At 57.2% G+C, this 15,142-nt stretch carries 14 protein-coding genes; 7 read left to right on the top strand and 7 right to left on the bottom strand.

Going from position 1 to position 15,142, the window contains the following annotated elements; genetic code table 11:
- Nucleotides 1-3 precede the first annotated feature (3 nt).
- The 6 genes from NAC44_RS15915 to NAC44_RS15890 form a co-directional block, all read right to left on the bottom strand.
- The gene (locus NAC44_RS15915; protein ID WP_250942370.1) at nucleotides 4-1,128 is read right to left on the bottom strand and encodes an FAD-dependent monooxygenase; all 1,125 of its coding nucleotides are present in this window, start codon (nucleotides 1,126-1,128) and stop codon (nucleotides 4-6) included.
- Nucleotides 1,118-1,975: a DODA-type extradiol aromatic ring-opening family dioxygenase gene (locus NAC44_RS15910; protein WP_250942369.1), complete on the bottom strand. Its 858-nt coding sequence runs from the start codon at nucleotides 1,973-1,975 to the stop codon at nucleotides 1,118-1,120. The genes NAC44_RS15915 and NAC44_RS15910 overlap by 11 nt, the downstream gene beginning before the upstream one ends.
- The gene (locus NAC44_RS15905; RefSeq protein WP_250942367.1) at nucleotides 1,963-2,256 is read right to left on the bottom strand and encodes a subunit of meta cleavage enzyme; all 294 of its coding nucleotides are present in this window, start codon (nucleotides 2,254-2,256) and stop codon (nucleotides 1,963-1,965) included. Before NAC44_RS15905 ends, NAC44_RS15910 begins: the two co-directional genes overlap by 13 nt.
- Before the next feature lie 113 nt (nucleotides 2,257-2,369).
- On the bottom strand, nucleotides 2,370-3,533 hold the full coding sequence (locus NAC44_RS15900; protein WP_250942365.1) for an alpha/beta hydrolase family protein: 1,164 nt from the start codon (nucleotides 3,531-3,533) through the stop codon (nucleotides 2,370-2,372).
- Nucleotides 3,534-3,572: 39 nt separating this feature from the next.
- Nucleotides 3,573-4,445, bottom strand: coding sequence for a beta-keto acid cleavage family enzyme (locus NAC44_RS15895; protein ID WP_250942363.1), 873 nt, complete (start codon nucleotides 4,443-4,445; stop codon nucleotides 3,573-3,575).
- Nucleotides 4,446-4,864: 419 nt separating this feature from the next.
- Entirely contained in the window at nucleotides 4,865-5,494 is a 630-nt protein-coding gene (locus NAC44_RS15890) for a TetR/AcrR family transcriptional regulator (RefSeq protein WP_250942361.1), read from the bottom strand.
- A gap of 850 nt (nucleotides 5,495-6,344) precedes the next feature.
- Here NAC44_RS15890 and NAC44_RS15885 point away from each other — a divergent pair.
- The 7 genes from NAC44_RS15885 (at nucleotide 6,345) to NAC44_RS15855 (ending at nucleotide 13,026) form a co-directional block, all read left to right on the top strand.
- Nucleotides 6,345-7,589 (top strand): amidohydrolase family protein, encoded by a 1,245-nt coding sequence (locus NAC44_RS15885; RefSeq protein ID WP_250942359.1) that lies wholly within the window; start codon nucleotides 6,345-6,347, stop codon nucleotides 7,587-7,589.
- A gap of 553 nt (nucleotides 7,590-8,142) precedes the next feature.
- Nucleotides 8,143-8,724 (top strand): thermostable hemolysin, encoded by a 582-nt coding sequence (locus NAC44_RS15880; protein ID WP_250942357.1) that lies wholly within the window; start codon nucleotides 8,143-8,145, stop codon nucleotides 8,722-8,724.
- Nucleotides 8,708-10,189: an AMP-binding protein gene (locus NAC44_RS15875; protein ID WP_250942355.1), complete on the top strand. Its 1,482-nt coding sequence runs from the start codon at nucleotides 8,708-8,710 to the stop codon at nucleotides 10,187-10,189. The genes NAC44_RS15880 and NAC44_RS15875 overlap by 17 nt, the downstream gene beginning before the upstream one ends.
- 40 nt (nucleotides 10,190-10,229) lie before the next feature.
- Complete coding sequence (locus NAC44_RS15870; protein WP_250942353.1) at nucleotides 10,230-10,898, top strand: iron-containing redox enzyme family protein; 669 nt, start codon at nucleotides 10,230-10,232, stop codon at nucleotides 10,896-10,898.
- Complete coding sequence (locus NAC44_RS15865; protein ID WP_250942351.1) at nucleotides 10,888-11,709, top strand: SDR family NAD(P)-dependent oxidoreductase; 822 nt, start codon at nucleotides 10,888-10,890, stop codon at nucleotides 11,707-11,709. Before NAC44_RS15870 ends, NAC44_RS15865 begins: the two co-directional genes overlap by 11 nt.
- A gap of 7 nt (nucleotides 11,710-11,716) precedes the next feature.
- Entirely contained in the window at nucleotides 11,717-12,376 is a 660-nt protein-coding gene (locus NAC44_RS15860; protein WP_250942348.1) for a tetratricopeptide repeat protein, read from the top strand.
- Nucleotides 12,373-13,026 (top strand): class I SAM-dependent methyltransferase, encoded by a 654-nt coding sequence (locus NAC44_RS15855; RefSeq protein WP_250942346.1) that lies wholly within the window; start codon nucleotides 12,373-12,375, stop codon nucleotides 13,024-13,026. Before NAC44_RS15860 ends, NAC44_RS15855 begins: the two co-directional genes overlap by 4 nt.
- A 270-nt stretch (nucleotides 13,027-13,296) precedes the next feature.
- On the opposite strand, the gene NAC44_RS15850 is transcribed toward NAC44_RS15855, so the two are convergent.
- Nucleotides 13,297-15,142, bottom strand: a 1,846-nt coding sequence (locus tag NAC44_RS15850; RefSeq protein WP_250942344.1) for a putative Ig domain-containing protein, incomplete at its 5' end; no start/stop codon positions are given.

The raw sequence follows: 15,142 nt of genomic DNA, 5'->3' as shown, positions 1-15,142 counted from the left end.
TTCTCAGAACTCCTCATTGAGCGTCGCAAGCGCCCTTTCAACCACGGCTGTCTGGGCGGCTGGCGGCGCCTGCTCGCGTTCAAGGCGGCTGATTTCGAGTGAAGAATCGACGACGAGTTTGCAACGGTCGTAGCGACGCGCCATGAAGGCGCTGAGGCCTGCGGCAATATCGACGTTCCGGCCAATTTCCTCGCCAAGAACAAGACCGTCTTCAATCCCCATGCCCGCGCCGGAGGCCAGTTGCGGCGTGGTGGCATGGGCGGCATCGCCGATCAGGACGGTGCGCCCCTTCGTCCAGTCTTCGCCAACAAAGACCGTTTCCAGAGGGCGACAGACGATCTGCGAGGATGCGGTCAGCTTGTTACGAACGTCTTTCAGAACGCCGCCATAGGGGGACAACAGCTCCGAGAGCAGAAGATGTTGCTTTGTTTCGTCACGCCAGATGGGCTCTGCCTGCGCTTCCACATAGAACATGTACATGCTGTCTGGCGAAACCGGGTTGAGGCCGACCTTGCCTTGTCCGCCCAGAAAGAATGTGCGGCGCAGGATATCGGGGTGGCGCGGCATCATCAGGCGCCAGCAATACTGACCGGCATAATGCGGACGGGGCGCATCGGGAAAGAGCTGCTGTCGGGTTCGCGAATAGATGCCATCCGCACCGACGACCAGATCGTAACGCGCGCTTTTACCCGTGCTGAAGACGATGTTCACGTGATCGGCTTCATTTTCCAGTGTTTCAACCGTGACACCGAGCATCATCGTCGGCCCGAGCGTCAGCAGGCGGGCCGAAATGATGCTGTGCAGCGTCGGGCGCAGGATGCCGCCGGCGCTTGGAATGCCTCCAAGCGCATCGCTGCGGGTGTCGATGGTCATGAGTTTGCGTCCGTCGGTGGAGCAGACGTCGATCCCGTCCGCCGCATAGCCCTGGCGCAGGACCTCATCCAGAACCCCGAGACGGCCCATGGCACGAAGCGTCGGCCCGGTGATGGTGATGCCTGCGCCGTAGACCTTCCAGTGCGGATCGCGGTCGCAGACATCGACGGACAGACCCGCCTGCCGAAGCGCAATGGCGGCAGACATGCCGGCGATACCGCCGCCGATCACCAGAGCCTTGCGTTCAGCCTGCATGGTGGCCCCCGGCGTTCGTTCCGGCGGACTGTTCGAAACGTCCGATGCCAATGCCCGTGTACCAGTCGTTGACGGCGCGATAATAGGTGCGCTGGAAGGGAAGGCCGTCGGCCGCGCCCATGGCCGCCATCCACATGCGGATTTCTTCCGCACCATTGCCGGCGGTGTGGACGAAGTCAGTCGCGTATCGGATGACCTCATCGTGGTCGCCGGCTTCCATCAGTTCCAGAAGCCTGGAATCGAAGTCGCGGTTGACCATGCCCATGCGCGGGGTGGCGATGTCATGGCTGATGCCGCCGGTCGCCAGAATCGCGACCCGCTCGACGCCCTTGTAGTTGCGGATGGCGCGGCCGAGGAATTTGCCGAAATTGTAGCAGCGGCGCATGGTTGGCATTGGCGGCTGTACGCAGTTGAACAGGATCGGCACGATTGGCAGGTCGGGATCGAGCCCGGCAAGCTCCAGCGGCGTCAGCGCGCCGTGGTCGAGCACCATTTCCATGGAGAAGGACGGGTCGAACTCCGCCTTCAGGGCTTCCTGCAGGAGATAGGCGCCAAACGCTTGATCGCCGGTGAAAATGCGCCGCTTGGCCTTGAGCCAGTGTTCGATCGGGCTTTCATACTGTTCGCCCACGCCAATGCAGAGTGCGGGGAAATTATCGAGGAAGAAATTGTGAAGGTGGTCGTTCGACAGGACGACCAGCGCATCGGGCTTGCCGCTTTCGAAATCGCGCCCCATGGCCTCATAGGCGCCGAAGATCTCGTTGCGCAGATCGGACGGGATGCGGTCGGGAAAGTTCAGCATGACGGGCGTGTGGCTTGCCGTGTAGATGCCGGTTAGTTCAGCCATTTGTCATCTCCTTCTTTCATGAGGCTGCGGAGTGCGGCAAGCGATACGTCCTCGGGGATGCGCACGCCGATGCAATGGGCGCGCAGCAGATAGGGGTTTACGCCTGCTTCGTAGAGCGCCGCCACGTCATTGCTGCTGATCTTGTGCGCCATGTCCGCCGTCAGCTTGTAGCGGGCGAGATAAGCAGCCTTGTCCTGGTTGTAGGCTGCAAGGTCATCGGGCTTGTGGTGGAGTTCGTAGAGGACCTTGTCCAGAAGATAGGCCTCTGTCGTTGGCATCATGTGCCGCCAGTTGCTCATGGGTGTTTTCCTTTCCTAGAGCATTTCACTGTTTCACGGAAACAGTGAAATGCTCTAACTCTTTGTTTTTACGCAATTCCGGACGGAAAACCGTTTCACACTTTTCCTGGAACTGCTCTAACGTCCAGTTGATCCGCAACCCAGGCGACGATCGTGGGGACTGTGTGCGGTCCGAAGCCCATGTGTCCGCCGGGGAAAAGCCTGACTGTCTTCGGGCTGCCATGTTCGAGCAGCAGATGGATGTCAGCGATGGGGCATTGCTTGTCCTCCTTGCCGTTGACGAGCAGGAGGGGCGCGCAGGGCCGCGACAGCAGGCCCTGATCGAGCAGCGACAGGACGCGGAAGCCTTCGATATATTCGGCATCGTTGGAAGCGCCGAGCATGCGGCTGCGGGTTTCCACCAGTTCCATGAGATAGCTGTCCGGGTAGCGGGATTGTTCGACCCAGTCGCGCTGGAACATGTAGTGCACCCCGCCGCCCCAGTTAACGGCGCAACGCAGCTTCTCTGGCATCAGATGGGCAAGCTTGGTGGCCCAGTGGCCGCCGAATGACCGCCCGATAAGGCCGATCCGCGTGCCATCCAGTTCGGCATGCGCCCGGACCCATTCGATGACGGGCAGGAACTGCGCCTCACCATCGGCGCGCGCTTTCAGCGGTGACTGTCCGGTCCCGACATTGTCCATGGCAATCGTGGCAATGCCTGCGGCAACCAGCGTGTCGGAAAGCTCCGTCATCTCCTCCTTCCACGCGTCGACGCCACCCCACATAATGACGACCGGCGGGCGGGCGACGTTTTCGGGCTTGCGGAAGTAGAAGCGGATTTCGGGCTGCAGAGCCTTGTCCGCCTCGAAAGGGATCGTCACCGGGACGATCGGCGGAGAGGCCAGCGCGCCGAACTTCGCATAAGCCGCGAGTCCGAGCCGATAGCTCTCTTCCTTGGCCGGATGGTTGGGGCAAGGGAAGCGCCCGAGGAAATAGAACCCGTAAGCCTGATAATAGGCATCGCGTGCCGCCGCGAGATCGCCGGCTGCTTCCAGCGCCTTGCCCTGCTCGAGATAGCCGTTGCCGGTGGTGATCCAGGCATCTGCCCAGTTTTCGCCGTCGAGGCCCTTCAGCCCATCGATGGTGCGAAGCGTTGCTTCCGGGTTGGTCAGCCCGAGCGGATGGATCCGCTTTTTGAGCCGGTCGCGCATCCATTCCTGTGCGTTTTCCAGCGAGCGGGGGCCGGAAAGCTCCCCGGTAGTGGCCTGTTGTGTCACGATAAACTCCATAGTCTCTGGATTTTGGTCAGCCGGTATTCACCAGATGGCCGTCAGTCTTTCCCGTAGGGTATCGGCGGTCGCGAGCTTGAGGCCCAGCGCTTGCAGGCTCCGGGCGACCGGCTGGATCAGTGCGGCATTGGAACTGGCAATAGTCCCGTCCGGCAGATGCATGTTGTTTTCAAAACCGATGCGGATATGGCCGCCGAGAAGGGCGGATGCTGTGACGCAAGCGGCTTCCTGAACGCCGAAGGCGCAGGTGCTCCAGCTTGTGAAGCGATGGTTGCCCGGCATCAGGAATGGCAGGAGATCTGCCGGTTCCGACTGCTGGGCTGCTGTGTAACGGCCAAGGACATAGAGCACATCAATGTCGTCGGCCGGGATGACGCCACGTTCGAGAAGCGCCGACAGCCTTTCCTGATCCTGGCGATCGTAGAGGATGATCTGCGGGAAAATCCGCTCCTTGCGCATCCATCTCAGCAGGCTCTCAAACTCACGCTCATGCTTGGGGCCGGGCGCCAGTTCGCGCAGCGCCAATGACACTGCTTCCGGACGCAGGGCGCGGACCAGCGCGACCTGTTCTTCCGGGGTGTAGACGCCCAAAGCTTCTGTCGTGATCTGGACCACCATCCGATCGCCGACGCGGTCGCGAATGGCGTCGATCGCGGCCCGGTAAAGATCCACGTCCAGAACATGCCTGCCCTGATCGTCGCGGACATGCAGATGGATCATGCTGGCCGATGCCGAAAGACAGGCCTCGGCGCATTCTGCCAGTTCGCCAGCGTTCATTGGCAGGGACGGATGGTCGGCCTTGGTCTTGCGACCGCCATTCGGTGCGACCGTGATGGCCACAGGGGCGGTTCGGGCGGAGCCTGACATGGGCTGCGTCGATATGTCTTTCTGACCGTTCATCGAGCAAACATCCTCGGTGCGAAAGCTGGAACGTGGTCACGGCACAGCAGGGAAACACAGACCTCGAAGGGGGCGTGAGCGCGTTCAATAAAGAGTTGAGGCCACGCCTGCCCGTGGTGAACACCCGGCAAGGAGAACGAAGCGGCGCTCGTGGTCGCCCCAGCCTGAGCTGCGCCCGGGGCGCAGAAAATCGCGGCCAGACGACCGGAAAACCGATGGAAATTCAACAATTTTTCCTCCCATGCTCGACGCGACGCGAACCACGACCGGGTTCGGCCAAGTGAGCGCTCTTTCAGGCCGCCACTCCAGAGGCGAACTAAAATTGAGCATGATCAATATTCATCACTGGGAACCCGATTGTCAATCCTGAGCATGATCATTTTTTGGATTGGCGTGCCGATGCGCCGGGTGTCGATGAGCTACTGCAAGGCTTCCGGGCGCGGGGCCAGACCGCACATGATGACGCGGATCTGCCGCCCAAGGGCCTCCATGCCTTCGTCTAGTGACGGATTTTCAGCGGAAAGCCAGCGGCGGAGCTGTACCTGGTAAACTGCAAAAATCGCCTCCGCGACGCATTCTGGCGTCTCCGGCGAATAGATGAGCTTCTTCTCCATCGCGTCGGCGATGACGTCGCGAATGAGATTGTTGAGATCCGTTCGCGTCCGGTTGAAACGGTCCGCCTGCTTGCCGGACTGATAAAAATACATTTCGCGCAGGGCTGGACGAGACAGTGTCGGTCGCATGAGGAAGTATTCGAAATGCATTTGCAGCACGAAAAGGAGATTGGAAAATACTGATGCATCCGCGCGAATGCCCGCAGCCGCCTTGTGGATACACGCTTCCAACTCGTCATTGACGATCAGAAATAGAAGGTCTCGCTTCGTATCGGCATACACAAATACGGTGCCAAGACCGACACCGGCCTTGTGGGCAATTTCGCGCGTCGTCGTATCGTCATAGCCTTTCGACATGAACAGTTCTACGGCGGCTTCTTTTATATTGCGAAGCTTCTCTTCCTTGTTTCTTTCCCGCAGTCCCTGTTTTTTCACCGGCGAAACCTACTTGTGCATTTCCTGTATGATATTTGAAAACAAAGCCTTTGTCCGATGCACCGTACCAGCATCTTCTGTGGATGCCAGCCGACGGAACGACGCGAACACGCACAATCTATAAGCCAGCGAACCTGTGAACAACACTGCAAAGCGTGCTTCATGAGAGCCGTATCCCGAGAAAAGTGTGAAACGGTTTTCCCTCCGCAATTGCGGAAAAACAAAGAGTTAGAGCCTTTCACTGTTTCCGTGAACGAGTGGAATGCTCCAGCCCCGTCAAGGCTATGCGATTCATGCCCGCTTTGGAAATTTGGCGTCAAGGCTTGACCAGCCCCAGCAAATAATAATATTGATCATGCTCAATTTCTGCATTTGGAGGTGCGGAATGTGTGCTGTCTGCCCTATGGCCGGATCAGGCCAGGTCCGGGGCGGAATTGCCGTTTGGGAGGAGTGGCGCAGTGAATGCGACAAATCGGATTAAAAGCCAGAAGCCCGATGATGGGCAGGGCATTTTTACAGCATGGCGTTGTTCATCAGCTCTGGCAGGCGTGCGTTGCCTCTGATTGTCCGCGCATAGCAGGTTTTCCGCAGTTCCAGAGCTATCCCGGCAGGCGCATTCGACGCGGATAAGGCTTTCCCGTGTCCGTTCTGTCAGGGGTAAATGGGCTCTAATTTCTCTGAAAAGACAATAAAAACAGTGACCTGATTGGAAATGACGGCACTTGTGATACGACGATCAAAGGGAGGCATACACATGAACGATCATAACCGGGCGCCAGAAGCGCATGGATCTGGCGAACTGCTGATCCGGGGAGGCCATGTCCTGCCCATTGATCCGGCGATACCGGAAATGCCCAAGGGCGACGTCCATGTCCGTGATGGCGTGATCGTCGCTGTGGCCCAAAACATTGAAGCGCCGGATGCGCAGATCATCGACGCGACGAAGATGGTGGTCATGCCGGGCTTCGTTGAAACCCACTGGCATATGTGGAATGGCATCTGGCGCGGCATCGTCGATGATGCGACGGCTTATTTCCGGACACATATGCTGCTTCATCATTACACGGCCGAAGATCATTACGCCGCTGTGCGTTTCGCAGCACTGGATGCAATCAATGCTGGTATTACAACCTGTAATAACTGGGCCCATGGTGTGCGTCACAGCGAGGACGCTGAGGCCGAGATGCAGGCTTTGGTCGATAGCGGCATAAGGGCCAAGTTCTGCTACCCCTGCGTGGTCGGGGGACATGCGACGAATATCGACGACCTGAAAAATGCGCGAGACTGGGCTGAAGCGCACGGTAACGGCCTGTTGGGTCTAGGCGCACTTCTCGATGAAACGGGTGCGCATATTGAAGAGCATGTGGCGATGGCCCGCGAACTGGGGCTTCGTCCCATTACCAATCATGGCGGTTTTCTTGCCACGCCAGACCTCATCGGGCCCGAGTTCATCTTCACGCATGGTCCCGGAATACAGCCGCACGCGATCGAGCTTATCAAGGCCAAGGGCGTCAAGGTTGCGTTCTGTCCCTGCACCGATCCTTTGATCGGCAACGGCTTGCCGCCTGTCTATGCGATGAGCTGCGCGGAAGTGCCGCTCGACAATCTCAGTTTCAGCGTGGACGTCACCGGCCAGACCTCGGCCGACCCGTTTGCAGCGCTCAGAATGCTGGTGGATTCGGGCAGGATGCAGCAGGTTGAAGCGGGGAACCTGACCGGAAGCCTGCTTGCGATTGCGCAGGCGGGCATCAAATGGAAGTTCGGCTATAAGGATGCGCTTCGCGTTGGCACACTCGGCGGTGCCAACGTTCTCGGACTTGCAGACCAGATCGGTTCATTGACCCCCGGAAAGCGTGCCGACATCATTCTGGTCCGCACGGACGAGATCAATATGATGCCTGCCCGGAACATAGATCCGACCTGTCTCATGCTCCAGAACGCCAAGCCGAACAATGTCGATACAGTCATCATCGACGGTCATATTCGCAAGCGCTATGGCCAACTCATCGGCGTCGATATCGATGCCGTCGTCAGCAGCGCGGCTGCCACGCTGCACCAGTTGCGCGTTCGTGCTGCAACAGCGTCGTGTGCTTGATAAAAGGCACGATGCTGTAAGGCACGTTGCGGCTTATCAAGCTGAGTTAACGTGCTTTAAGCCTTTGTTTTTTCATATGGACATATCGTTTTAAAGCATTGTCCCGAGAAAAGTGTGAAACGGTTTTCCGTCCGGAAATGCGTAAAAACAAAGATTTAGAGCATCGTGCCGAAAATCGGGGCAGGTACGATGCTCTCATATTTTGTTTCCGCATCGGTTTATCCGAAAACCGGTTCCCACTTTTCGGCCGATGCTCTCGTGAGAGCAATAAACCGCGACATACTTTAATGAAAAAAAATGTTAGCGCGGAATATGCCGCGCAAGGCAATTGAGACGTTGATTCTGAAGAATTGAAACAAGGTTTACAGCGATATTTTTTTCCTATCGGTCAATGCAATCAAAAATTAATGATAAAATACTTTACGTTTATTTGATGCATGCCGGCATGGAATTTAATTTTGCCATAAAATAATCGTGGAATTGCCTTGATTTATTCAGCTCGCTGTAAGCTGGAAAACAAATCTTGCGCCTCATCGATAACGAGAGGCGGAACATGCAGCCCATATCCATCCTGCTACCGGATGATCCCAGTCGTGTTTTGGCTGAAGACCTGGTGCATAAGATATTCAGAGAGCGTTACAATGCCAGGCTGAGCCGCTTTCCCGAAAGGCTCGCCGTTCAGTTCGATGTCCAGGGAAATCCGCTCTGCGTCGCCGGATTGCGCTTTGCCAGCGACGGCTTCTTTTCGGAATATTATTTACGCGGCCCGGTGGAAGAAACTCTTTCTGCCACGTTCGGCTTTCCCATTTCCCGCGCTGACATTTTCGAGGTGACGTCGCTCACCAGCCTCGATCATCGCCTCACACCGGGCTTTATCCGCAATATCATCCGTTATGGGCAGATGGCTGGTTACGAGTGGTCGTTTTTTACCCTGACACATCGTCTGCACACGCTTTTATCGCGCATCGGCATTCATCCCACCTTTCTTGCCGATGCCCTTCGTGATGCCGTGCCCAATCCGGCGGATTGGGGCAGTTATTACGATGAGGCTCCAGCGGTCTTTGCGCTCGCCAATCCAGACCGTTTTTCCCCGAATGTCGCACCGACAGGATTAGCCCATGCAGTTTCTCTTTGACCGTATCAATGAAGAGGCGCGCCTGCGCCCGAATGAAATCGTGCTCAGCGACGATCATTGTCATCTGAGCTGGAGCGATTTGAAACATGCTTTGGCGCATGGTGCCCGCCTGCAAAAGGCGCTTGGATCGCGCCTTGGGCTGCTATGCAGCAATTCCTGTGACTATGTGGTGGCGCAGCTTTCGGCGGTCTTTTCCGGTATAACGCTGGTGCCTCTGCCGGATTTTTTCAGCGATGAGCAGCTTGCCACCATCGTTCAGGATGCCGCTCTTGACGCCATTTGCATAGATGCGGCCCATGAAGCGCGTGCCGCGCGGCTTGAGAAACCGTTGCATCGTCTTGTCATCCAGACAGAGCCCTGCGAGGCGCTGGCATTCACCCCCGGTTTCGGCATGATCATCTACACATCCGGTAGCAGCGGCACGCCGAAAGGTGTCTGCCACGGCGAAAAACAGCTGGAAGCGGTGGTGCGTGCACTGGCATTGGCGTCGAAGGGCAGGCCGGATGACCGCTATCTGTCGGTTCTGCCCTTGCCAATGCTGCTTGAAACCATCTGCGCGATCTTTCTGCCCATTCTGTGCGGTGCTCGCATCCGGCTGGCAACAGACATTGCCCGGCAGGTTATGCGCGGCCAGACGAGTGGCATTCTGTCAGCCATTCTGGCAGAGCACGCGAGCGCCATTGTTCTGGTGCCGCAATTGTTGCGGACACTGGTGTTCCAGTTGAAAGTGTCGGGGATGAGGGCACCCGCCAGTCTGCGCTTTGTCGCTGTTGGCGGGGCTGCGGTTCCTGCAGACAGTCTGGTGATGGCGGAAGAATTGGGCCTGCCGGTCTATGAAGGCTATGGGTTGTCGGAATGCTGTTCCGTCGTCACCCTGAACACGGACGAGGCGAAGCGACCCGGTACTGCCGGAAAACCACTGGATGGCATTCGCCTTCATATCGAAGATGGGGAAATCCTCGTCGAAAGCCCCTCGGTGATGACGCAGTATCTCAACGGTCCGCGGATGGATGGCATCTGGCGCACGGGTGATTTGGGCTCCATCGATGCGGATGGTTTTCTCACCGTGCATGGCCGCAAGGACAATCTGATCGTTACCTCGCTTGGGCGCAACATTTCACCGGAATGGGTGGAAAACGCTTTGGCCTGCGATCCGCGCATCGCGCTTGCCGTGGTCACAGGCCCTGCGGAGCCAGCGCTTCGGGCCCTTCTCATTCCTTCTGCTTTCGGACGGGACTGGTTTGCCGCAGCCGGTGAAGACGAGATCCGCGCTCTGGTCATGACGCTTTGCCGGACACTGCCTGCCTATGCCGTGCCGCAGGACATCCGGCGCATTTCCATGGAACAGGCAGCGCAAGCCATGTTGTTCACCGCCAATGGCCGCCCGGTGCGCAGCCGCATTCGCGCCTATCTCTCCCGCCCTCAGGACGCTTTGCTGGCCGAGACACTGTCTGTTTCCAGCTGATCCGAACGACCCTTTAACCCTCAATGAAATGGAGAAAACCATGAGCTTCTACGATCGCCTGAACGCAGAAACCGCAAGCGAGCGCAACGCCTTTCTGCAGATCCCGCTCGTTGCCCAGGCAACGGTTCACGGTGCGCCGCGTGAGGTCTATATCGCCTTTCTCGAACAAGCCTATCACCATGTAAAACATACATTTCCTCTGCTGGCGCTGGCGGCTTCGCGCACCAGGGACGAATATTATCAGGATGCGCTGGTCGAATATATGGAGGAAGAGCGGGGTCATGAAAAATGGATCCTCGATGACATTCGCGCTCTGGGCGGCAATGCGGACGCGGTTGAGAAGGGCGAGCCGGGGCAGGCCTGCGCCATCATGGTGGGCTATGCCTATTACGCCATAGAGCATATCAGCCCTTATGCCATGCTGGGCAGCGTGCATGTGCTGGAAGGTCTTTCCGTTATGCTGGCTGATACATTGGCCGATGTGCTGAAGTCGCAGTTTTCCCTCTCTGACGATGCCGGCTTTTCCTATTTGCGTTCGCATGGGTCGCTCGATCAGGAACATGTCGCTTTCTTCCGCGATACGATCAACGGTTTTACCGATAAGGCGGTTCAGGACCTGATCATTGCCCAGTCGAAGATTTTCTATCGCCTTTATGGCGCGATCTTTAAGGATCTGGCGAAGCTTGCGGGTCTGCGTCATGCGGCTTGAGGGCAAGCGAATACTGATCACCGGCGCCGGCTCCGGCATCGGGCGGGCGCTCGCCATAGAAGCATCGCGGCGCGGGGCGGTGATGTGTCTTTGTGGTCGGCGCGAAGATGCTCTTGTCGAGACAATGTCGTTGCTGGCGCCCGGCGCTATTTACCAGATCGTTCCGGCCGACATTACCTGCGATGCGGATGTGGACGCGCTTGTCAGCCGCTTGCGGCAAAGCTGGGGAACCCTCGATATTCTGGTCAACAATGCCGGCCAGATTGCCGCTGGCCGTCTGGACAAGGCACCCTCGCGCACAGTCGTGGACCTCTTCTCCACCAATGTCATTGCGCCTATTCTGCTGACCCAGCGATGCTTGCCGTTGTTGCGGCAGGCAAGCAAGCCGCGCATCGTCAATATCGGTTCGATGCTGGGAGAAATTCCGTTGCCGGATTTTGCCGCCTATTCGGCGTCGAAAGCAGCGATCAAGGGCTTTTCCATGGCGCTGCGCCGGGAACTTGCCCATGAGGGTGTCGCTGTCACCTATGCTGCACCGCGCGCAACCGATACGCAAGGGGCCGCATCAGTCGCCGACAAGATCACCGGCAGCAAGCTGGATGATCCGGCCCGCGTTGCCACACGCCTCTGGAATGGCGTGGAGGCAGGTCGCGACAGTCTCTATCCCGGCCCAATGGAACGCCTGTTCATGATGATACAGGCCTTTGCTCCGAAACTCATCGATCGTGCCACCGCAGCCTCTCCTGCGTCTGTCCGCACCTTTGCTCATCCTGCTCAATCTTCCGGAACGATCTCCAATGCTCAAGATTAAACCATTCATGGCCGCTGCCATTCTCATCCTTGCCGCTGGCGCTGGCCCTGTGTTCGCTGCTGCCCCCACACCGCAAACCACGACCCCGGCGCTGAATGCCGATGAGTTGCAGGTGCGCAATGAATGGGAAAAACTGAAGTTTACCCTGCCGGAAGGCACGAAACAGACACAGCTCATGAACCGGCTGGGCCAGATTGCCGATCAGCTGCCGGTAAAATATCCGAATGACCCGGCGGCCTATATCTGGGATGGTATCATCACCAGCGAACGCGCATCCATGGCCAGCATGTTTTCGGCCCTTGGACTGGCCAAACAGGCCAAGGCATTGCTGGAAAAAGCCTACGCGATGGACCCGAAGGCGCTCGATGCCGGGGCAGCAACCAGTCTTGCGGTGCTTTATTATCGGGTTCCGGGCTTCCCCATCGGCTTTGGTGACGTCAACAAGGCGCGTGCGCTGTTGCAGCAGGCAGTACAGATTGCACCGAACAATCTGGATGCCGAATATTTTTACGGGGATTTTCTGGTGGGTCAGCATGAATATGCCCATGCGCGGCAGGTTCTCACGGCGGCCCTTGCCATTCCGGTAAACCCGGATCGGCCCTTGTGGGACAATAACCGCCGTCTGGTGATTCAGCACTTGCTCAACACCATAAAGGACAAGACATGACCGCTGCCTCCAGCCATCGTGTGTGGCGACGGGTCGGAGATCAGCTCCGCCAGCCGAAAGGACTGGCGGGGCGATTGACGGGTCATTTGATGGTGCTGCTCAACCGAGGGCCCTATCGCCAAGCACTAAAAGCGCTTTCGCTACAGCCCGGAAATCGGGTGCTGGAACTGGGCTTTGGCCCGGGCCAGGGGCTGGCTGCACTGTGCAGGCTTTTCCCGAGCGCTGCTATCTGGGGGGTGGATCATTCAGAGGCCATGCTCGATATGGCATTGAAAAGAAATGCCAGGGCTGTGGAAGAGGGACGCCTGCATCTTGCATGCGGCAGCTTCACATCCTTGCCCTTTCCATCGGCATGGTTCGATAGTCTGTTGCTGGTCAATGTGCTTTATTTCTTCGATGACGCCGGAAAGGGGCTGACAGAATGCCTGCGGGTGCTCAAACCCTCTGGCCGCATCGTGCTCTATGTTACCGATCGTGCCACGATGGAAAACTGGCGGTTCTGTGAGCCGGAAACCCACCGCATATTCAATCGGCACGAGGTGGCCGCATCTCTTGAAAATGCCGGTTTTACCGCCATCGATATTCACCCTGTCCGGCTTGCCTTTGCCATTCAGGGGTTGGTGATCACTGCGCGGCGTGAGAGGTGCTAAAGCATTGTCTCGAGAAAAGTGCAGAGCGGTTTTCCATCTGGAAATGCGTGAAAACAAAGAGTTAGAGCATCTCAGTGTTTCCGTGAAACAGTGAAATACTCTAACAGTGTTGTCATGTCTGCATGGCGCCTATTGGACAATAAGGAACACGCCCCTTGATCATCATTGGTTTCAACTGGAAACCGAGAGATTGCGGACCTCGCTGCAGGTTTGCCAACACTCTTCCCAGGCCGTCATCTCAAGCATAAAAGAGCCATGAAACTGGCATGGTCAAAATCTTCGGGATAAGCCTACATTCGCTCCCAAGGATTTATCGCCATTGCCTTCGAGGTTGAAGAGAAGATTGCTATTGACCGCCCAATCATTGGCAGTCTGCATCGAAATGCCTGCGGTTGCCTGACCGAAGGCGCCGGAGCCGTCCACACCGGAGAAGCCACCCGTCAGACCAAGTTTCGGGGTTAATCGGCTGCCGTTTTCAAGGGTGAAGGATCGGGCGATTTCCGCACCAAGACTGACGCGAAACTGCTTTTCGTTGAAGCCGTCTATGGCAATGGCGTCACCGCTGCTGTTCGTGACGCTGTAAGTTTTGACGGTTTCCGAGAAATAGAGCAGGCGTAATTTCGGGGTCAGCGTTGTGGCATGGTCAAGCGCCCACTGTCCTTCAATAGAAGTGTCGGCCATCCAGCGTGTCGTATCGAAACTGCCATTCCAGAAGTCGGTGCTGATATCATTGCTCGAACCGCCGTATCGCAGGCTCGCGTTCCAAAACACACCCTTGCCGATTTCAAGAGATGTGTAAGGCCCAGCCAGCCAGCCATTGCCAGTCAGCAAGGAATCGCTGTCAGTCGGATCTGACATATAGTCATAATGGAATGACAGGCCGATCAGCGCCTTATCGGTTAGCAGATAATCGGCGCCAAGATTGAGCATGCCGAAACGCCCCCATTTGCCGCTTTCCATTCCCTGATCCTTATGGGCCAATAAAGCGCCATCGATCCATATGTTGAAAGAAGAATCATAGCCGCCCGAAGCGCCATCGGCACTGTCGCGGGCAGATTGCATCTGGGCGAGACTGGTGGAGAAGCTGAGCGACAGGCCTTGGTCTGAAGGCATCATACGCGCAGTAACCGGATGAGTCGCATTTTCCATTTGGCGCCGCTCCAGCAGGCTGGGAACGTAAATGGTGGAGGAAATCATGTTTTGGCGGCTGCGGATGAAATTATGGACATCGCTATCGATTGCGCTTGCGACCTTGGTCGGGTCGTAATTGAGCGTATAGGTCACCGTGCCGGTATTTGAGATGCCCAGAGCACTGGTAAGACTGAAATTCACCTTCACCGAACCTGAATAGGCAGGATTGGGAATAAATTTGAGATACCAGCCAAGCGTTGACGGGGTGCTGAGAGCGGCAAATTCGCCGCGAACAATTGAAATCGTTCCAGCATTCGATGGTTCGACCGCGACAATATTTGCGGAGGTGAAAGGCCCGCCTGTTGCATCGCGGGTCAGATCGACATTGTTCGGGGTTGAGCCTGGCGCGACGTTGACCACTTGATCATTAACGGTGATTGCGCGTGGCTTTACCGTCAGCGTATAGGTGGCTGTGGCCGTTGACCCGTTTTGGTCACGGACCTGAATGGTGAAGCTGTAGTCTTTGATTTCAGCATTGAGAGCGACGGTCCCGCTGATATTTCCAGTAGCAGGATCGAGCGTTAGGCCATTAGGCAAAGATCCCGATGCAATACTGTAGCTTAACGTGCCTACGCCACCCGTCGCGACAATGGTCTCACTGTAATTTTCTCCGGCCATGGCGGTTTTCGCCAGAGTGCCTGCGGAAGGTGTAAAGCTGAACGATGATGCAGCAGGCGCGACAGTCCAGGTGAAGCTGAAACTGGCCTGGCTGTTGTTTGCGTCCGTGACGATCACAGTTGGACGATAGGTTCCGGCTGTCGTCGGCGTGCCGGAGAAAACGCCGGTTGATGTGTTGAGGGTCACCCCCGACGGCTGATCTCCGCTGAGTGTGAATTGGTAGGGAGCCGTACCGCCAGAGGCGGCAAAGGTTTGGCTGTAAGCGTTGCCCACTGTTCCGTTTGGCAATGTTCCGGCGGCAGGTGTC

It is taken from the genome of Allorhizobium sonneratiae (assembly GCF_023700755.1).
Taxonomy (GTDB): domain Bacteria; phylum Pseudomonadota; class Alphaproteobacteria; order Rhizobiales; family Rhizobiaceae; genus Allorhizobium; species Allorhizobium sonneratiae.
The sequence above is the reverse complement of the archived record's forward strand: the minus strand, read 5'-3'. Positions and strand labels throughout refer to the sequence as shown.